Origin of the sequence: Serratia rhizosphaerae (assembly GCF_009817885.1) — a bacterium.
In the GTDB taxonomy this organism is placed as follows: Bacteria; Pseudomonadota; Gammaproteobacteria; order Enterobacterales; family Enterobacteriaceae; genus Serratia_B; species Serratia_B rhizosphaerae.
In genome coordinates this window covers 5,057,252-5,076,171 of the sequence record NZ_CP041764.1, presented here as the reverse complement: position 1 = coordinate 5,076,171, position 18,920 = coordinate 5,057,252, and the positions used below count along the sequence as shown (strand labels likewise).

Here is an 18,920-nt window from a genome sequence, read left to right as displayed (position 1 = left end):
GATTGTTGATGGCGAATACGGATCTAGATAAACAACCGGATGCGGTTTCATCGGTGCTGAAAGTGTTTGGTATTTTGCAGGCGCTGGGTGAGGAACGCGAAATCGGTATTACCGAGCTTTCTCAGCGGGTGATGATGTCCAAAAGCACCGTTTACCGTTTTCTGCAAACCATGAAATCATTGGGCTACGTGGCGCAGGAGGGGGAGTCGGAAAAATACTCCCTGACGCTGAAGCTGTTCGAACTGGGCGCCAAATCGCTGCAGAATGTGGATCTGATCCGCAGCGCGGATATCCAGATGCGCGAACTGTCGCAACAGACCCGCGAGACAATCCATCTGGGCGCGCTGGATGAAGACAGTATCGTTTACATCCATAAAATTGATTCTTTATACAATTTGCGCATGTATTCCCGTATCGGTCGCCGTAACCCGCTGCACAGTACGGCGATCGGCAAAGTTCTGCTGGCGTGGCGCGATGAGGCCGAAGTGGGCGATATTTTGTCGCAGATCGAGTTCACCCGCAGCACGGCGCATACCATCACCAGCGCGGCGCAACTGCTGCCGGTGCTGACGCAGGTGCGCCAGCAAGGATTTGGTGAAGACGTGGAGGAGCAGGAAGAAGGGCTGCGCTGTATCGCGGTGCCGGTGTTTGACCGCTTCGGCGTAGTGATTGCCGGCCTGAGCATCTCGTTCCCGACCATCCGCTTCTCCGAAGAGGCGAAGGCCGGCTATGTGCATCAGCTGCACCATGCGGCGCGTATTATTTCCGAACAGCAGGGCTATCACGACTACCCGTTCTGAGTGCGTGCCGTATAAGGCGATGATGAGCGCCTGCCGATGACCGAAAAACCTGTCTTCACGACAGGTTTTTTTATATTTCTTGCTGAGCCCAATTCAGTATCACCACCAACCCGAGAACGCTCTGATTATCTGCCGGTTTTCTGAGCGTTAGTATCTTTTACCAGGAGAACAACAAAGGGAAAGCACGGTAAATGGACACGATTGAAGAATTAGGTGGGCGCTATTTCTATGCGGAGAGATATCATCTAAGCATCGGTGAGCTGTTTTTCATGATCTTCTGTGAAGAGACAGCTAACCAATTAGGCATTCAGGATGTTGGGGCGGTTGCCGCTATCTTGGGGGGATTCAATGTTTCAAAAACCCGGGGCAAATTTAGAGGAAATATTACTGATACCTCCTATGTTTCCCGGGGGGCTCGTAAGGTATTCGGCAACAAAACTTTTCCCGGTAATATAAAATTACCGTCTGTTGTTGGAGGATATCCTCCCTCTACAATGAGAGTTATTTTAACGCGTAAGTTGGGAACATTTGTGGGGCGCGCTGTACCTGTCCTTGGGTGGATTATTTTGGCGAAAGACATTACCGAGATTTCTTTTCGGACGGTGGTTAAGTACAACACTATTGCCCGTGGGAGTGACAAGCTATGGTAACGGAGCAGGAGGTTTTAGATTTTTTCCGCGATGAGTTATCTGTTCCTCTTACCTGGACGATGAAGATGGTTCCGCTTGAACTGGATACTATGCTGCAGGACTACGCTGTAGGTGACGAATTCTTCTATGCGATTGAGGACTACGCTGAAAAATTCGATGTAGATGTATCGTCCATCGATATGCGCTACTACTACCCTTGGGAAAATTTATCTCGTTGGGAGCGTTGGACCAAATACCAAAAAGCTGATGTAGAAAAGACCAGAAAGCCTTTAACCGTGCGTATGTTCGCCGAGTCTGCCAAGGCCGGGCGTTGGCTGTATGATTAACTGACGCTGACTCCATCATGCGCCGATTCCACTTCCATGCAGACGTTTACTGTGTATCGACCTCAATACGCAGGCTGTCATGGCGCCAGTACTCAATATCAAAATCAAGAATGTGCCCGTGCCGATCGTAATTCAGACGGCGCAGCAGCAGGGCGGGCAGGCCGACCATTGCCCCCAGCGCGGCGGCGGCCTCGGGCGGCAGCGCGGTGGGGTAAAACGACAGGTGCATGCTGCTGTAGAGCAGTTGGTAATGCTGCTGATAAATCTCGGTCAGGCTGCCGTTCAGATCGTGCTGCAGCAGCCCCGGCACCCGCTGCGGTAAACAGTGGTTCTCGCAATAACAGATGGCCCGTTCGTCGGCATAGCGCACCCGGCGCAGCAGGTAGATCCGCGCGCCTGGCTCGAGCGCCAATGCCTGTCCCACCTCCGGCGATGCGCCGACGTGTTCCCCCGCCAGCAGCGCAGTGCGCGCCTGCCGTCCCTGTTCCTGACATAAACGGTGAAAATTGGTGTTCTGCGTCGGGTCCAGTCGCAGCCGTTCGGGCGTGACAAACCAGCCGCGGCGGTCGGCACGATAGATGGCGCCGCTGGCCTCCAACTGCGCCAGGCTTTCTCGAATGGTGATACGCGTAGTGGAAAAGGCCACGCACAGCTCCCGTTCGGAGGGCAGCTTATCCCCGGCCTTCAGCGCACCGCTGCTAATCCGTGACTGTAACTGCGCTTTGATCTGCAGATAGTGGGGGAGATCGCCCTGAGGGTGTTTCATGTTATCTCGCTATGGCATGTCGGCAGGCTCCATTATACATGCCCGGATGAATTTTTTGTTTCAGGGGCGGTTGGCGTTTGACCTGTGGAATGCTTAACCGGCACAATGCGCGCATCTGGTATAGACCAATCGGAAGGGTAAAAAGATGAACGATCGCGATTACCTGCTGTTGACGCCCGGCCCGCTGACCACCTCTGATACGGTGAAGCAGGCAATGCTGTTCGACAGCTGTACCTGGGATGAGGATTACAATATCGGCGTAGTCCAGACGATTCGCGCCCGCCTGGAAACATTGGCCACCGCCTCGTCCGGCTACACCTCGGTGCTGCTGCAGGGCAGCGGCAGCTATGCGGTGGAAGCGGTGCTGGGGACGGCGTTCGGCGTGCAGGATAAGGTGCTGATCGTCAGCAACGGCGCCTATGGCGCGCGAATGGCGGAGATGGCGGCGCTGATGGGCATCGATCACCACTGTTATGACTGCGGAGAAGTGGCGGAACCTGACGTGGCGGCGATGGAAGCGCTGCTGCTGGCCGATGCGCGCATCAGCCATATCGCAATGGTGCATTGTGAAACCACCACCGGCATGCTTAATCCGTTGGCGCAGGTGGCGGCGCTGGCGGCACGCCGGGGGAAGACCTTTATCGTTGACGCGATGAGCAGCTTCGGCGGCATTCCGCTGGACGTGGAGCAGTTGGGGATCGATTTTCTGATCAGCTCGGCCAACAAATGCATTCAGGGCGTGCCGGGTTTCGCCTTTGTGATCGCCCGACGCAGCGAACTGGAAAAATGCGTCGGCCGTTCGCGTTCTCTGTCGTTGGATCTGTATGCCCAGTGGCGCTGTATGGAAGACCACGCCGGAAAGTGGCGTTTCACCTCACCGACCCACAGCGTACTGGCTTTTGCGCAGGCGCTGCGTGAGCTGGATCTGGAGGGCGGTATCGCCGCGCGCTATGCGCGTTATGGTGAAAACCAGCGCCGGTTGGTGGCGGGGATGCGCGCACTGGGGTTTGAAACCCTGCTGGATGATGCGCTGCACTCGCCGATTATCACCGCGTTTTACTCCCCACGGGCGGGAAATTACCGCTTCGGCGAGTTTTACCAACGTTTAAAACGCCAGGGGTTTGTTATCTACCCCGGCAAAGTGTCGCACAGCGACTGTTTCCGTATCGGCAACATCGGCGAGGTCTATCCGCAGGATATCGACCGTCTGCTGGACGCCGTCGGTCGCGCCATGTACTGGCAACAATAAGGAGTTGTGATGCAACAGGTTAACGCCGTTATTCTCGACTGGGCCGGCACCACGGTGGATTTTGGCTCCTTTGCGCCGACACAGATTTTCGTCGAGGCCTTCCAACAGACCTTTGGTATCGACATCACTCTGGAGGAGGCGCGTATTCCGATGGGGTTGGGCAAATGGCAGCATATCGAGGCGCTGGGCAAACTGCCCGGGATTGACGCCCGCTGGCGGGCGAAGCTGGGGCGCTCAATGACTCCTCAGGATATCGATGCGCTGTACCAGGCGTTTATGCCGCTGCAGATTGCCAAGGTGGTGGATTTCGCCGAGCCGATTGCCGGCGTGCCCGAGGTGATTGCCGAACTGCGGCGGCAGGGTATAAAAATCGGCTCCTGTTCCGGCTATCCGCGCGCGGTGATGGACGTGCTGGCGCCGGCCGCCGCTGCACGCGGCTATGCGCCGGACTATTGGGTGGCGACGGACGATCTGGCTGCCGGCGGCCGCCCGGGGCCGTGGATGGCGCTGCAGAATGTGATTGCGCTGGGCGTCGACGCCGTCGGCCACTGCGTGAAGGTGGATGATGCCGTGCCGGGCATTGCCGAAGGGCTGAATGCCGGCATGTGGAGCGTGGGACTGGCGCTGTCCGGCAATGAGTTCGGTGTTCAGTGGCAGGAGTACCAACGGATGGATGCCGCCGAGGTAGCGCGGCGGCGTGGGCTGGCGGCGGAGAAGCTCTATGCCGCCGGCGCCCATTACGTGATTGACACGCTGGCGGAGTTGCCGGGCATATTGGACGCGATCGACCGGCGGCTGGCAAACGGCGAGCGGCCGTAGCGGCAGGCATAAAAAACCGGCGCTCAGGGCGCCGGTTTTTTTGTTGTGACCCGTCCTAAATAGCGTTGACACATTTTACTCACGAACAGAGGAAAGTGTGATGAACCAGTATGTTAAACGCACGCAACGCGATTACCCTCTATCCTTTAAATTGGCCGTCGTCCAACAGGTCGAAAAAGGCGAGATGACTTACCGTCAGGCACAAGACCGCTACGGTATCCAGGGCAGTCATACCGTCATGAACTGGCTGCGTAAATATGGCCAACTCGACTGGCGTTCGTCCTCTTCAACCAGACTGTGCGGAGATGATATGCCCAAGTTACCCCTGACTCCTGAACAGCGCATCAAAGAACTCGAACAGCAACTGGCTGAATCTGAAGTCAAAGCGCAGTTCTTTGAAGCCGTCGTAAAAGTGATGAATACCGAGTTCGGAGCTACCCTGACAAAAAAGCAGTTGGCTGCCTTATCGCGCAAACACAAGCGCCACGACTCACGGTAGCACGCGCCTGCCGGTGGATGGGTATCAGCCGGCAGGCATGGTATCAGTCCTTGCAACGTGAACGTGGAAGAGAAGAGCAAGCCCACCATATAGTGGAGCAGGTGACCGCTATCCGCTTACACCAGCCCCGACTGGGTACACGCAAGCTGCACCACTTACTGCGACAGCAGCCGGAAGCCCCCGTGCATGTGGGGCGAGACCGCCTGTTCCGGATACTGCGCTGCGCCCGTTTACTGGTGATGCCTAAACGGGCGTATCATAAGACAACGCACAGCCATCATCGTTTTTACCGTCATCCCAACTTGCTGAAAGCGGGAGAACATCAGGTTATAGCCAGCCGCCCGGAACAGGTGTGGGTAGCGGATATCACCTATCTGCCGCTGAAAACAGGAACGGCGTATATCAGTCTGATAACGGATGCGTGGTCGAGAAAAATCGTGGGGTATCATGTGCATGACAGCCTGCATACCCGGCATGTCGCCTGTGCGTTCAAAATGGCGCTGGCCAGCAGGCGCACCGCAGCTCCGTTGGTACATCACTCGGACCGGGGGATCCAGTACTGCTCGCAGGAATATCAGACGTTACACAAGCGACATGGCGTCACCTGTTCGATGACAGACGGGTATGACTGTTACCAGAATGCGCTGGCGGAGAGGATAAACGGGATACTGAAAACGGAATACCTGCTTGGCAAACCGAAAGACATCGTGCAGGCAAGAAAGATGGTCAGGCAGTCTGTGGAAATCTACAACGCACGGCGACCGCATCTGTCGCTACAATACAAAACGCCCGATGAGGTTCATCGGGCGTTATAAGGCTGAAAAGTGTCAACCTATATCAGGACTAGTCATTGTGACGGGGAATTACTGGTGAGCCAGCTCCACGTCGTCTTCGCTGTCCATCACCGACTTGTCGGTTTGCTTCATCAGCTGGCTGGTGACGGTACCGGCGGTCATTGAACCGCTGACGTTCAGCGCGGTACGGCCCATATCGATCAGCGGCTCAACGGAGATCAGCAGGGCGACCAGCGTGACCGGCAGGCCGAGCGCCGGCAGTACGATCAGCGCGGCGAAGGTGGCGCCGCCGCCCACGCCGGCAACGCCTGCGGAACTGACGGTGACAATACCAACCAGCGTGGCAATCCACATCGGATCCAGCGGGTTGATGCCGACGGTTGGCGCAACCATAACCGCCAGCATTGCCGGATACAGACCGGCACAGCCGTTCTGACCGATGGTGGCGCCGAACGATGCCGAGAAGCTGGCGATCGACTCCGGTACGCCCAGGCGACGAGTCTGCGCTTCCACATTCAGCGGAATGCTGGCGGCGCTGGAACGGCTGGTAAAGGCGAAGGTGATCACCGGCCACACTTTACGGAAGAATTTCACCGGATTAACGCCGGTAAAGCTCAGCAGCAGCGCATGTACGCCGAACATAATCGCCAGGCCGAGGTAGGAGGCGACCACAAAGCTGCCCAGCTTGATGATCTCATGAATGTTGGAGCTGGCAACCACTTTGGTCATCAGCGCCATCACGCCGTATGGCGTCAGCTTCATCACCAGGCGCACCAGCTTCATCACCCAGGACTGCAGGGTATCGATAGCGGTCAGGACGCGCTGGCCTTTCGCCTGATCGTCCTTCAGCAGCTGCAGCGCGGCCACGCCGAGGAAGGCGGCGAAAATCACCACGCTGATGATCGAGGTCGGGCTGGCGCCGGTCAGATCGGCAAACGGGTTTTTCGGCACGAACGACAGCACCAGCTGCGGCACCGTCAGGTCGGCGACTTTACCGACATAGTTGCTCTGAATAGCGGCCAGACGTGCGCTTTCCTGCGTGCCCTGCACCAGACCTTCGGCGCTCAGGCCGAACAGGTTGGTGACCAACACCCCCACCAGCGCGGCGATCAGCGTGGTGAACAGCAGCGTGCCGATCGACAGGAAACTGATCTTGCCGAGTGAGGAGGCGTTATGCAGCTTGGCGACCGCGCTCAGGATCGAGACGAACACCAGTGGCATGACAACCATTTGCAGCAGTTGCACATAGCCGTTGCCGACAATGTTGAACCAGCTGATGGATTCTTTCAGCAGTGGGTTTTCCGCACCGTAGATCAGCTGCAGCGCCAGGCCAAACACTACGCCGAGCACCAGACCTACCAGTACTTTTTTCGCCAGGCTCCATTGCTTATGGCGGGATTGCGCCAACAGCAAAAGGAGGGCGACAAAAACCACCACGTTAATGACGAGCGGTAAATTCATCCCCGTGTCTCCAAATCTTTTCTTATATAAAAATGGCTACGCACCAGTGTGTAGCGATGTAAATATCGTAACAGTTTGCCGGGGTGCGGGCTTATACCCAAATGGAATGTTATATAACTTTTGTTTTTAATTTGATTGAAATCTCAGCAGTTGGGTGATAAAACGGTCGGTTTTTTGTGATCACCATCTAATATTTTTCAACTGTTCAAAATATGACTGCACCGGAATGGTGCAGCCGCCCGGCCAGTAAATGGCAAAGGCGACCAGTGCGAGGCACAACACGCGCTCCAATTGATTACCCTGCTGCGAATTGAGCAGAGGCAGACGAAAGCGCCAGCGGCAGGGCCAGAGCAGCGGCACGCCGGACGGCGTGAGCATATCGGCGACCAGGTGACTGAAGTAGCCGATAATCATGGCGTGCAGCGCATCGGCGGGAATGGGCCAGCTGCGCGGTACGTTCAGCTGGAACAGCATCATGCCGCCGGCGATGGCCAGCAGACTGTGGGTGAAGCCACGGTGGCCAAAGGCGCGGGCGATCGGCTTGGCGATCCAGCTGAGGCGCTGGCCGAGCAGCGATTTGGGATGATCGATATCAGGCAGCAGTGAGGTCAGCAGGGCGGCGGGGATGATATGCCACCAGTCGCCGTCGGCGAGTACCGGCGTCACTTCCGCCTTCTTGGCGAAGATCGCGCAAGCGACAGAAAAAATAAGGTGTCCTTCCGCGGTCATGCTGGTTGCTATTCCGACTGGTAAACTGGTAATTTATCCAGTATATGGGGATTTTCCCAGTAATGGAATAGGTGACGCTGTAACTAATTGTTTGTTTTACTCTGCTTTACAAAGAGTTGGGTGCTTTTGTATGGGGGGAGCCTGCTTTTCCGTCAGCGATATGCCGGCTGCGCAACAGTGCGCCAGCCGGTAAACGCCGTGTTTTAGCGCGCCAGCCAGCCGCCGTCCACTGCCAGCGTGTAGCCATTGACATAGTCAGACGCCGATGACGCCAAAAAGACCACCGGCCCCATCATATCCTGCGGCACGCCCCAGCGGCCGGCGGGAATACGCTCCAGTATCTCCTGATTACGCCCCGCGTCGGCCCGCAGCTGCTGCGTGTTGTTGGTGGCCATATAGCCGGGCGCCAGAGCATTGACGTTGATGCCGTGTTTGGCCCACTCGTTGGCCAGCAGGCGGGTCAGACCCATCACCGCGCTTTTGGAGGCGGTATAAGAAGGCACGCGGATGCCGCCCTGGTACGACAGCATGGAGGCGATGTTGATAATTTTACCGCCGCCGCCCTGCCGGATAAACTGCCGGGCCACCGCCTGCGACAGGAAAAACAGCGTCTTGGTATTGATATTCATCACGTCGTCCCAGTCTTGCTCGCTGAAATCGAGTGCGTCTTCCCGGCGGATAATTCCGGCGTTATTCACCAGAATATCGATATGGCCGAATTCGGCGACGGCACTGTCAATCAGCGCGGGGATGACGTCGGTACGGCTGAGATCGGCATGCAGCTTGAGAAAGCGCCGGCCCAGCGCGTTAACCTGTGCACTGGTCTGTTCGGGATCGCTGCGGTTGACGCCGATAATATCGCAGCCGGCCCGTGCCAGCCCGACTGCCATACCTTGGCCGAGCCCGGTGTCGCAGCCGGTTACCATGGCGACTTTGCCGGTTAAATCAAAGGAATTGATGGTCATAGACATATTCTCTCGCTGTGCGGTCGGGCCGCACGGACAGGGTTGCAGCTTGACGGCCGGCGCAGAGGCCGGCGGCGGGGGTTAGCGCAGCTCGCTGACGGCCAGGTGGTCCATATCGCCGAACACCTGATTTTCGCCCACCATGCCCCAGATAAAGGTGTAGCGCTTGGTGCCGACGCCGGCGTGGATCGACCAACTGGGGGAGATCACCGCCTGTTCGTTGTGCACCAGCAGATGGCGGGTCTCCTGTGGCTGCCCCATCATATGGAACACTGCGGTTTCATCTTCCATATCGAAGTAAAAGTAGACCTCCATGCGCCGTTCATGGGTATGGCACGGCATGGTGTTCCACAGGCTGCCGGCGGCCAGCTTGGTCAGCCCCATCGTCAGCTGGCAGGTCGGCAACACGTCGGGCACGATAAATTTGTTAATGGTGCGCCGGTTGCTGGTGGCGTCGTCGCCCAGGGTCTGCGGCGCGGCGTCGGCCAGGGTGATTTTCTTGTTGGGGTAGTGGGTATGCGCCGGTGCGCTGTTGTAATAGAACTTGGCCGGTCGTTCGGCGTCGACGCTGCGGAACGACAGCTGTCGGGCGCCCTGGCCGATATACAGCGCTTCTTCCGTGCCGATCTCGTAGCTTTGCCCGTCGACCTCGATCAAACCGGCGCCGCCGATATTGATGATGCCCATTTCCCGCCGTTCGAGAAAGTAACCGACGCCCAGCTGTTTGCCGACTTCATCGCCGATGGTGACGCTTTGCCGGCGCGGCTGGATGCCGCCGATGATAATGCGGTCAATATGGCTGTAGGTCATGGTGTACTGGTCGTCCTCGAAAATCTTTTCAATCAGAAATTCTCGGCGTAATCCGGCGGTGTCGAGCTGTTTGGCGTGATCGCTGTGAATGCTTTGACGGACGTCCATCTCAGGGCCTCGCTGTGGTGAGGGGGAGAAAACGCCGGGCGACTGGCGTGCTGCGTGGCAGTGACAGCAAAACCGCCGCCCGGCGTTTTCTGTGGTGTTCACAGCATAGAGCGGTCGGTATGTGAATTCAATAAAAATGAAATTGCGTTTTATTTATTTTTTGACGCAGGTCGACGTTTTTAAAACTGAACGCCCCCGCACGTGCCGGCAGAACGGCGTGCGGGGGCGGGTGCAGAAAGAGGGTAATCGTCAGGAAAGGTGAGACGGCGTCAACTGCTCCAGCGACGTCAACTGATAGTCAGCCAGTGCCCAGCGCGGATCCTGGCGATACTCTGCGGCCGGCACCACGATAGAGCGCATGCGCGCCGCCTTGGTGGCGATCATGCCGTTGAATGAGTCCTCCAACGTAATGCAGCGCAGCGGATCGCTGCCCAGCCGCTCGGCGGCAATCAGATATACTTCCGGGTGCGGCTTGCTGTACGGCAGATATTCTGCGGAAACCAGCTGGTCAAAATAGTGTTCCAGACCGAACATATTCAGTACCTGTTGCTGCATATGCAGCGGCGAGGCGGAAGCCAGACCGATATTCAGATCGAGGCTGCGGCAGAGCTCCAGCGCCTGCGTAACCCCCGGCAGCAGCGGGCGGCGTTCCTGCACCAGCTCAATGGCGCGCTCAATAATACGGGCGGAAACCTGCTCCCGCGACGCCCCCTGCCACGGCATGGCCTGATACCACATCTCTACCACCAGATCGATGCGCAGCCCCAGGGTATCCGGCAGTTTGTCACGGTCGGAAAGATCCAAGCCGAGCGAACCGAAAATATCCAGCTCGGCCTGCAACCATAAGGGTTCTGAATCAATCAGTAAGCCGTCCATATCAAAAATTGCGCTTTCAATGCGTTGCGAATAAGCCATTAGTGCGTTAACTCCTGCCGATACGGTGGATGGAATCTCTGCGCTACTCTACCATTGCCATCGCCGCGACCAAAATCGCCGCTCCGGACGCAGCGCCAGCCTGCTGGACAAACGGCCGTTTGTGGGCGCAGCCGTGGCGCCTGTGTAAAGAAAACGGTGGGCTTGGCCGGGCAACTACGGGTAAACTCGCGGTTTATTACCGTTGCGTCGTTAACAAGGGGAACACATGACGTATCAACAGGCAGGGCGTATTGGCATTATCAAACAAATTCTGGGGTGGGTGCTGTTTATCCTGGCGTTAGTGTCGACGCTGATTTCATTGCTGAATTTTGTTTACCAATACAGTGAAAAAACCAAAGGCATCAATGCGGTGGTGATCGACTTCGTGCACGTCATCGTCGATATGGTGCGTTTCAATACGCCATTCCTTAACCTGTTCTGGTATAACTCGCCGGTGCCGGGGCTGGATAAGAGCCTGTTCAGCGGCGGCAACCTGATGTTTATTATTATCTACCTGCTGATTTTCGTCGGTCTGGCGCTGCGCGCTTCCGGCGCGCGTATGACGCGGCAGGTGAAGTTTATCCGCGAACGGCTGGAGGACCAGCTGATTCTGGAGCAGGCGAAAGGGGCGGAAGGACTGACGCGCGAACAGCTGGAGTCGCGTATTTCACTGCCGCATCACAGCATTTTCCTGCAGTATTTCCCGCTGTATGTGTTGCCAGTGACGATTGCGGTGGTGGCTTACTTCGTGATTAGCCTGCTGGGCAAACTGGCCGCCGGCGCGTAACGTCCGGCGACGGAAGAGTGAGGATATAACGGGGCCGGAAGGCCCCGTTTGACGTCAGGCGTCCTGCGGATGCAGCAGCGCGTCGATGGCCTGCTGCGCCGCCACCAGATGTTGCCCGCCGAACAGGTTGCTGCGGTTGAGCAGGTAGTAGAGCTGGTACAGCGGCTGACGCTTGATAAAGTCTGTCGGCAGCGGCCAGACGCTTTGGTAGCCGTCGTAGATCTGCGGCGGCAGATTCGGGTAGAGCGGCAGCATCGCCAGATCGCACTCCCGGTCGCCCCAGTAGCAGGCAGGGTCGAACAGTACCGGCCCGTCGCGGGTCATGGCGCAGTTGGCCGGCCAGAGATCGCCGTGCAGCAGTGAGGGCTGCGGCTGGTGGTGTTGCAGACGCAGATAGACGATATCCACCAGCTCATCAATATCGCCGAAGGACATGCCTTTCTCCGCCGCCAGCTGCAGCTGCCAGCCGATGCGCTGTTCGGCGAAGAATTCCGCCCAGCGACGCTGCCAGGCGTTGGGTTGGGGTGAGGTGGCCAGGTGGTTGTCGAAGTCGAGGCCGAACTGCGGCTGTTCGCTCCAGCGGTGCAGGTGCGCCAACTGCTGTCCCAGACAGTAGGCACCGTGCGCTTCCAGCGGTTTGAGCTCCAGATGCTCCAGCAGGAGAAAGCTGTAGTCGCGATCGCTGCCCACGCCGTACACCTCCGGCACGCGCACCGTTTTACTGCGGGCCAGCAGCGCCAGCTGATCGGCTTCGGCGGTAAAAACAGGCAGTAACTCACGGGCGTCGTTTTTCACAAACACCTCGCTGTCACCGTAACTCACGCGCCATGCCGGGTGGATTTCGCCACCGGGCAGTTCAGTCCTTTCGCGGATTTCTGCGCTGCCAAGATGTTCACTTAACAGACGGCTAACGGCTTGCCACATGGTATTCCCCCCTCTGTGTTGCCTGCTGTTTGAATAGCTTAGCGTCTTTAACGGCGTGAAAACTCGATGTGGCGCACAGCCGGCATTAATCTTTCTCCGGTTTTTACCGCCCGCCATCAGCTCAAAGTATATACGCTATTGATTAATTTAAATACAGTTCGCCGCTGTGGGATTTTTGTCCGCGTCGGGTATGGCGGCTGGGTTATACTGACGCGGTGTTTTTTCAGACGGTTATCGTGATGCCACGCAAAGCTAAACTTATTGAAATCCCTGCTATCGGCCCCCTTGATCGGCAGGCTGGGTCACTTAGCCGCCAGCTGTCGCAGGCGCTGAGGACGGCGGTGCGGCAGGGGAAGCTGCGGGCGGGCGATCCCCTGCCTTCTACGCGTGCGCTGGCCGTGGCGCTGCGTCTGTCGCGCGGCACGGTGTCCGTCGCCTATGAACAGCTGGTCGCCGAAGGCGTACTGACGGCACTGGGCGGGTCGGGCACGCGCGTGGCGCCGATTGATTCGCCGCCGCCGGCATCGGCGGTGTTGCCCGGCGCCCAATGCGGCGAGCCGGCGCTTTCTGAACAGGCGCAGGCGTTCGCCCGCTTTGCCGGTGGTTTGAAACCGCTGTTGCCTGCTCCGTTTACCGTGTCGCTGCCTGTCGGTGATACGGCGCCGGGGGATATCTGGCGTCGACTTGGCAACCGGGTGCGTGCGCGCGGGCCGGGCGCGCCGGATGGCTATGGCGATCCGTTGGGGGCGCTGCCGCTGCGTCGCGCAATCTGTGAGTATGTGCGTCAGTCGCGTTCGGTAATTTGTACGCCGGAACAGATTGTGGTGACCTGCGGCACCCAGCAGGGCTTGTATCTGGCGGCGCAAATTTTACTGGATGCCGGCGATCGCGCCTGGGTCGAGGATCCTGCCTATCCCGGTGTGACCGCGTTGTTCTCGACGGCGCTGCGCGACCGGCAGATGGTGCGGGTGCCGGTCGGCGCAGACGGTATCGACGTCGCCACCGGCAGGATGATGGCGCCCGATGCCAGGGCGGCGTTTGTCACGCCTTCGCACCAGTACCCGCTGGGAATGCCGATGAGTATGGCGCAGCGCAGCGCTCTGTTGGCCTGGGCCCGTGAAACTAACGCCTGGATTGTGGAGGACGATTACGACAGCGAGATGCGCTATGACGGCCATCCTTTTCCTGCGCTGCAAGGGCAGGATCCGGCGCGCGTTATCTATCTGGGCACCTTCAGTAAGGTGCTGTTTCCTTCGTTGCGACTGGGTTATGCCATCGTGCCGCCGCCGCTGGTCGGCGCATTTTGCGGCGCGCGTATTCTGATGGACAGGCATCCGCCGAATGCCGACCAGTACGTGCTGGCGCAGTTTATGGCGGAAGGGCATCTGGCGCGCCACCTGCGGCGGATGCGCAGTCTGTATGCGGAAAAACGGCGGGTGGTGATCGACGCCGTCGGCCGGCATATTAACGCCGAACTGGCGGAGCTGCAGCCCTGCGATCAGGGCATGCATATGGTGCTGTGGCTGCGGCGCGGGCTGGACGATCGGCATGTCGAACGGTTGGCGCAGGAGGCCGGCGTGTCGGTACGGGCGCTGTCGTCGATGTATGCCGTCGGTCGCGGACGTACCGGGTTGATTCTCGGCCTGGGCGGCTACAGCGACCGGCAGGTGGAGCAAGCGGTCATCACGCTGAATCGCCTGCTGCTGACGGCCAGCCGGTGCGGATGAGTGTGCGGCGCTAGCGGGCGAAGCGTTTGGCGCCCACGACGCACAGCAGCACCCCGGCCATTACTGCAATCATCGCCGGTTGTACCTGTTCATGCAGCAGCAGCGCCGCCAGCAGCAGGCCGAAAAAGGGCTGCAACAGTTGCAACTGACCGACGGCGGCGATGCCGCCCTGCGCCAGTCCGCGATACCAGAAAATAAAACCGATCCACATACTGAACAAAGACACATAGGCCAGTGACAGCCAGGCGTCTGCGCCGGCTTTTGGCCAGGCGGCCGGAGCGTAAAGCAGCGTCAGCAGGATGGTGGCCGGCAGCGCCAGCGTCAACGCCCATGAGATGGTTTGCCAGCCGCCGAGGCGGCGCGACAGCACCGCGCCTTCGGCATAGCCCAGCCCGCACAGAGCGACCGCCCCCAGCATCATCAGGTCGCCGAACCCGGAGCCTGCGTCGCTGTGGGTCAGGGCAAACGCCGCCACCAGCGCGGCGCCGGCGACGGAAAAGGCCCAAAATTTGATATTCGGGCGTTCTCTGCCGCGCCAGACGGCAAAACAGGCGGTCATCAGCGGCAGCAGGCCGATATAAACCAGCGAGTGCGCCGACGTCATATGCTGCAGCGCCAGGGCGGTGAGCAGGGGGAACCCCGCGACCACGCCAACGGCGACCCACAGCAGCGGGATCAGGTCGGCGCGTGCGGGGCGCTGTTGCCTGGTCAGCAGCAGGGCGCACAGCGCCAGACAGCCGGCAATACCGGCGCGGATGGCGGTGAGAAACAGGGGATCAAAGGCGGAGACCGCCAGCCGGGTGGCGGGCAGCGAACCGCTGAAAATCAGCATGCCGATAAAGCCGTTAACCCAGCCGGAAGGCGGGACGGCGGCAGATAACGGTTTGGTCTGGCTGTTCATACAATGGCGCTCCACGACGTTAACAAAACCTGAACAGCGCCATTTTGCGGTTTAACCGGCCCAGGGAAAGGGCCGGTTATCACCATTTTTATTAGACCATTATTCAGCGGCGCGCGGCGGTTCCAACGCAGCTGAGGCGTGACGGCGTAACGTGCGCCAGCGGCTGTACAGCAGCGCCAGCACAAACAGCACCGCCTGTACCAGCACGATGCAGGGGCCGGTGGCGCCGTCTATCTGAAAACTGATCAGCGTGCCGAGTACGCAGGAGAAGACCGACGCCACGATGGCGACCAACAGCATGCGATCAAAACTGCGGCACAGCAGGAAGGCGATAATGCCCGGCGCGATCAGCATGGCGATCACCAATATCACCCCTACCGCCTGCAGCGCGGCTACGATGGTCAGCGCCAGCAGGCACAGCAGGCCATAGTGCAGCAGTTTGACCGGCAGGCCGACGGCGCGCGCGTGGCTGGGATCGAAGCAGTACAGCATAAAGTCTTTACGCTTTAGCAGCACCACCGCCAGCGTGATGCCGGCAATCCACAGCGTTTGCCGCAGCTCGCCGTCGGTAATGCCGAGCATATTGCCGAACAGGATATGACTGAGGTGCTGATCGGTATCCACCCGTGAAAACAGCACCAGGCCGAAGGCGAACATGCCGGAAAACACGATGCCCATTACGGTGTCTTCTTTAACCCGGCTGTGTTCTTTCAGATAGCCGGTAGCCAGCGCGCAGAGAATCCCGGACAGAAAGGCGCCGATGGCCAGCGGAATACCGGTGACGAACGCCAGCACAATACCGGGCAGCACCGCGTGTGAAATAGCGTCGCCCATCAGCGACCAGCCTTTGAGCACCAGGTAGCAGGAGAGCACCGCACAGACGACGCCGGTGACGATGGCGGCGATAATCGCCCGTTGCATAAACGGGTAGGCGAACGGTTCGCTCAGCCACTGATAGAGTATTTCCATCACGGCTCCTCCTCCTGATGGTTGTCGACATGTGCGACCCGGCGTCTGGACGCCAGCAGGCCATGTTTCGGCGCCAGCACGAACGCCAATAAAAACACCAGGGTTTGCAGCGTGACGATCACGCCGCCGGTAGCGCCGTCGAGGAAGAAGCTCAGGTAGGCGCCGCCGGCGCTGGTCAGCGCGCCGATGCACAGGGCGATGACGATCAGACGGCTGAAGCGGTCAGTCAGCAGATAGGCGGTGGCGCCGGGGGTGATCACCATGGCGATCACCAGTATCGCCCCGACGGTTTGCAGCGCCGCGACGGTGCAGGCGCTGAGCAGGGTGAAAAACAGAATTTTCAGCCGCAGCGGCGACAGACCGATGGACACGGCGTGGTTTTCGTCGAAGAACACCGCCAGCAAATCTTTCCACAGCAGACAGAGGATCAGCAGCGATACGCCGATGATAATTTCCACCTGCAGTACGTCTTCATCGGCGATGCCGAGAATATTGCCGAAGATAATCGACTGGACGTTGACCGAGGTTGGGTTGAGAGAAACGATCAGCAGGCCGGCGGCGAAAAAGGTGGAGAAGATAAAGCCGATAATTGCGTCTTCGCGCAGGCGGGTGATATGGCGCACCAGCGTCATTGCCAGCGCCGCCAGCATGCCGGTGAAGAAGGCGCCGGCAGCGTAGGGCAGCCCCAGCGCGTAGGCGCCGGCAACGCCGGGCACCACCGAGTGCGACAGCGCATCCCCCATCAGTGACCAGCCTTTCAGCATCAGATAGGCGGACAGGAAGGCGCAGGCGGCGCCGACGATAGCGCTGACCCAGATGGCTTTCACCATGTAGTTGTAGTTAAAAGGTTGCAGCAGGATTTCCAACATCAGGACTGTTGCTCCTCTTTCCCTTTCGGCTGGCTTTTGGCCGGCGGATCGCTTTTGCTGTGGCCGTAGAACACCGCCGGACGTTCGTCGTCGGTCAGTACCGTCAGGGTGCGCGGATCGTTGTCGTCGTGCAGGTCGGGGCCGGAGAGGTTGATATGGCGCAGTACGCCGCCAAAGGCCTGTTCCAGATTGCTCTGGGTGAAGGTGGTAGCCGTCGGCCCGGCGGCCAGTACGGTGCGGTTGATCAGGATCACCCGGTCGCAGAACTCGGGCACGCTGCCGAGGTTATGGGTGGATACCAGGATCAGGTGCCCTTCGTCACGCAGCGCCCGCAGCAGGTCGATAATGGCGTTCTCGGTTTTCACGTCGACGCCGGTAAAGGGTTCGTCCAGCAGCAGCACCGTGCCCTGTTGCGCCAGCGCGCGCGCCAGAAACACCCGTTTTTTCTGGCCGCCGGACAGTTCGCCGATCTGGCGGTGGCGCAGGGCGGTCAGCCCCACGCGCTCCAGCGCGCCGGCAACCCGTTCGCGGTCTTCCCGCGTAGGGATACGCAGGAAGTTCATTTTACCGTAGCGCCCCATCATCACTACGTCCTCGACCAGTACCGGAAAGTTCCAGTCCACGTCTTCGGTCTGCGGCACATAGGCGATCAGGTTTTTCTTCAGCGCCGCGGCGATCGGCTGGTCACTCAGCGATACCTGGCCGCGGGTGGGGCGCACCAGCCCCATAATGGTTTTAAACAGCGTCGACTTGCCGCTGCCGTTGACGCCGACCAGCGCGCAGATGGCGCCGCCGTCGAGGGTAAAGCTGGTGTCGTAAATGGCGGTGTGGCCGTTGTTATAGGTCACGGTGACATCGTCGACGCGCAGCGCTGGTCGGATAAATGCCTCTGCGCTCATTGATTAAATCCTTTGGCGATGGTTTGCACGGTGACGTTCAGCAGGTCGATATAGGTAGGCACCGGCCCGTTGCTGGCGGAGAGTGAATCGACATACAGCACGCCGCCATACTGCGCGCCGGTCTCTTTGGCGACCTGTTTGGCCGGTTTATCGGAAATGGTGCTTTCGCTGAACACCACCGGGATCTGGTGGCTGCGCACCGCGTCGATCACCCGGCGCACCTGCTGCGGCGTGCCCTGTTCATCGGCGTTGATCGGCCACAGGTAGATCTCTTTCAACTGATAATCTTTCGCCAGATAGCTGAAGGCGCCTTCACTGGTGACCAGCCAGCGCTGGGCGGCGGGAATGCGCGCCAGGCGTTCACGCAGCGGCGCATCGAGCGCGGCGATCTTTTCACTGTAGGCTTTGGCATTGCGGTTGTAAGTCTTCGCATTGGCCGGATCGTATTTTACCAGCGCCTTGCGGATGTTTTCGATATACACCAGCGCGTTGGTGGGGGACATCCAGGCGTGCGGGTTGGGGTTACCGTTGTATGGCCCTTCACGAATCGGCTGCGGGGTGATGCCCTCGGTGACGACGGCAGCGGGCACCTGCTTGATATTTTCAAAGAAGCGCTGGAACCAGCGTTCCAGATTCATACCGTTCCACAGGATTAAATCGGCGTGTTGCGCCTTGACGATATCGCGCGGGGTGGGCTGATAGTCGTGGATCTCCGCGCCGGGTTTGGTGATAGATTCCACCACGGCGGCGTCGCCCGCCACGTTTTGCGCGATATCCTGAATAATGGTAAAGGTGGTCACCACGCGCAGTTTTTTCTCCGCCAGCGCGGCGGGGCTGAGTAGGGCGCTGGCGCACAGCAGGGCGCTCAGGGTTAACGGCGTAGCGGCGCGGGCGAACCGGCGTAAGAGGGGGGATACGTGATATTTCAGCGACATGGTGACTCCCTGTGAGTT

The 18,920-nt window shown here is 59.1% G+C and carries 19 protein-coding genes and 1 pseudogene; 8 read left to right on the top strand and 12 right to left on the bottom strand.

What is annotated here, in order from left to right:
- The first annotated feature begins 8 nt into the window (after nucleotides 1-8).
- The 3 genes from kdgR to FO014_RS23620 all read left to right on the top strand — a co-directional run bounded on the left by kdgR (nucleotide 9) and on the right by FO014_RS23620 (nucleotide 1,776).
- The gene (gene kdgR / locus FO014_RS23630; RefSeq protein WP_160031289.1) at nucleotides 9-800 is read left to right on the top strand and encodes a DNA-binding transcriptional regulator KdgR; all 792 of its coding nucleotides are present in this window, start codon (nucleotides 9-11) and stop codon (nucleotides 798-800) included.
- A gap of 191 nt (nucleotides 801-991) precedes the next feature.
- The gene (locus FO014_RS23625) at nucleotides 992-1,450 is read left to right on the top strand and encodes an STM2901 family protein (protein ID WP_160031288.1); all 459 of its coding nucleotides are present in this window, start codon (nucleotides 992-994) and stop codon (nucleotides 1,448-1,450) included.
- A complete protein-coding gene (locus FO014_RS23620) occupies nucleotides 1,444-1,776 on the top strand; it encodes a DUF1493 family protein (protein WP_105230834.1) in 333 nt (110 codons plus the stop codon). Before FO014_RS23625 ends, FO014_RS23620 begins: the two co-directional genes overlap by 7 nt.
- A gap of 46 nt (nucleotides 1,777-1,822) precedes the next feature.
- Here FO014_RS23620 and phnR read toward each other — a convergent pair whose 3' ends face one another.
- Complete coding sequence (gene phnR, locus FO014_RS23615; protein WP_160031287.1) at nucleotides 1,823-2,542, bottom strand: phosphonate utilization transcriptional regulator PhnR; 720 nt, start codon at nucleotides 2,540-2,542, stop codon at nucleotides 1,823-1,825.
- A 145-nt stretch (nucleotides 2,543-2,687) separates the two neighbouring features.
- On the opposite strand from phnR, the gene phnW reads away from it, so the two are divergent.
- The 3 genes and pseudogenes from phnW (at nucleotide 2,688) to FO014_RS23600 (ending at nucleotide 5,956) form a co-directional block, all read left to right on the top strand.
- Nucleotides 2,688-3,791 carry a 2-aminoethylphosphonate--pyruvate transaminase gene (gene phnW / locus FO014_RS23610; protein WP_160031286.1) on the top strand — a complete coding sequence of 368 codons (1,104 nt, stop codon included), beginning with the start codon at nucleotides 2,688-2,690 and terminating at the stop codon, nucleotides 3,789-3,791.
- A gap of 9 nt (nucleotides 3,792-3,800) precedes the next feature.
- Nucleotides 3,801-4,610 carry a phosphonoacetaldehyde hydrolase gene (phnX, locus tag FO014_RS23605; RefSeq protein WP_160031285.1) on the top strand — a complete coding sequence of 270 codons (810 nt, stop codon included), beginning with the start codon at nucleotides 3,801-3,803 and terminating at the stop codon, nucleotides 4,608-4,610.
- Nucleotides 4,611-4,710: 100 nt separating this feature from the next.
- Nucleotides 4,711-5,956 (top strand): annotated as a pseudogene (locus tag FO014_RS23600) (IS3 family transposase).
- A gap of 16 nt (nucleotides 5,957-5,972) precedes the next feature.
- On the opposite strand, the gene FO014_RS23595 reads toward FO014_RS23600, so the two are convergent.
- From FO014_RS23595 to hxpB, 5 genes are all read right to left on the bottom strand, one after another.
- Entirely contained in the window at nucleotides 5,973-7,364 is a 1,392-nt protein-coding gene (locus FO014_RS23595) for an L-cystine transporter (RefSeq protein ID WP_105230838.1), read from the bottom strand.
- 180 nt (nucleotides 7,365-7,544) lie between these two features.
- The gene (locus tag FO014_RS23590) at nucleotides 7,545-8,093 is read right to left on the bottom strand and encodes a metal-dependent hydrolase (protein WP_105230839.1); all 549 of its coding nucleotides are present in this window, start codon (nucleotides 8,091-8,093) and stop codon (nucleotides 7,545-7,547) included.
- A 203-nt stretch (nucleotides 8,094-8,296) separates the two neighbouring features.
- Nucleotides 8,297-9,058: a 2-dehydro-3-deoxy-D-gluconate 5-dehydrogenase KduD gene (kduD, locus tag FO014_RS23585; RefSeq protein WP_160031284.1), complete on the bottom strand. Its 762-nt coding sequence runs from the start codon at nucleotides 9,056-9,058 to the stop codon at nucleotides 8,297-8,299.
- 81 nt (nucleotides 9,059-9,139) lie between these two features.
- Nucleotides 9,140-9,976: a 5-dehydro-4-deoxy-D-glucuronate isomerase gene (kduI, locus tag FO014_RS23580; protein ID WP_160031283.1), complete on the bottom strand. Its 837-nt coding sequence runs from the start codon at nucleotides 9,974-9,976 to the stop codon at nucleotides 9,140-9,142.
- 249 nt (nucleotides 9,977-10,225) lie between these two features.
- Nucleotides 10,226-10,891, bottom strand: a complete 666-nt coding sequence (hxpB, locus tag FO014_RS23575; protein ID WP_160031282.1) for a hexitol phosphatase HxpB — start codon at nucleotides 10,889-10,891, stop codon at nucleotides 10,226-10,228.
- A 226-nt stretch (nucleotides 10,892-11,117) separates the two neighbouring features.
- On the opposite strand from hxpB, the gene FO014_RS23570 reads away from it, so the two are divergent.
- On the top strand, nucleotides 11,118-11,678 hold the full coding sequence (locus FO014_RS23570) for a YniB family protein (RefSeq protein ID WP_160031281.1): 561 nt from the start codon (nucleotides 11,118-11,120) through the stop codon (nucleotides 11,676-11,678).
- 54 nt (nucleotides 11,679-11,732) lie between these two features.
- On the opposite strand, the gene FO014_RS23565 is transcribed toward FO014_RS23570, so the two are convergent.
- Nucleotides 11,733-12,602 carry a fructosamine kinase family protein gene (locus tag FO014_RS23565; protein WP_160031280.1) on the bottom strand — a complete coding sequence of 290 codons (870 nt, stop codon included), beginning with the start codon at nucleotides 12,600-12,602 and terminating at the stop codon, nucleotides 11,733-11,735.
- Nucleotides 12,603-12,841: 239 nt separating this feature from the next.
- On the opposite strand from FO014_RS23565, the gene pdxR reads away from it, so the two are divergent.
- Nucleotides 12,842-14,329 (top strand): MocR-like pyridoxine biosynthesis transcription factor PdxR, encoded by a 1,488-nt coding sequence (gene pdxR, locus FO014_RS23560; RefSeq protein ID WP_160031279.1) that lies wholly within the window; start codon nucleotides 12,842-12,844, stop codon nucleotides 14,327-14,329.
- 10 nt (nucleotides 14,330-14,339) lie between these two features.
- Here the strand turns inward: pdxR and FO014_RS23555 are convergent, their stop codons facing one another.
- From FO014_RS23555 to FO014_RS23535, 5 genes are all read right to left on the bottom strand, one after another.
- Entirely contained in the window at nucleotides 14,340-15,230 is an 891-nt protein-coding gene (locus tag FO014_RS23555; RefSeq protein WP_160031278.1) for a DMT family transporter, read from the bottom strand.
- A gap of 99 nt (nucleotides 15,231-15,329) precedes the next feature.
- Nucleotides 15,330-16,199, bottom strand: coding sequence for a metal ABC transporter permease (locus FO014_RS23550; protein WP_160031277.1), 870 nt, complete (start codon nucleotides 16,197-16,199; stop codon nucleotides 15,330-15,332).
- Nucleotides 16,199-17,068: an iron/manganese ABC transporter permease subunit YfeC gene (gene yfeC / locus FO014_RS23545; RefSeq protein WP_105230846.1), complete on the bottom strand. Its 870-nt coding sequence runs from the start codon at nucleotides 17,066-17,068 to the stop codon at nucleotides 16,199-16,201. Before yfeC ends, FO014_RS23550 begins: the two co-directional genes overlap by 1 nt.
- Entirely contained in the window at nucleotides 17,068-17,967 is a 900-nt protein-coding gene (locus FO014_RS23540; protein ID WP_160031276.1) for a manganese/iron ABC transporter ATP-binding protein, read from the bottom strand. The genes yfeC and FO014_RS23540 overlap by 1 nt, the downstream gene beginning before the upstream one ends.
- The gene (locus FO014_RS23535) at nucleotides 17,964-18,902 is read right to left on the bottom strand and encodes a metal ABC transporter substrate-binding protein (protein WP_160031275.1); all 939 of its coding nucleotides are present in this window, start codon (nucleotides 18,900-18,902) and stop codon (nucleotides 17,964-17,966) included. Before FO014_RS23535 ends, FO014_RS23540 begins: the two co-directional genes overlap by 4 nt.
- Between the last annotated feature and the right edge of the window lie 18 nt (nucleotides 18,903-18,920).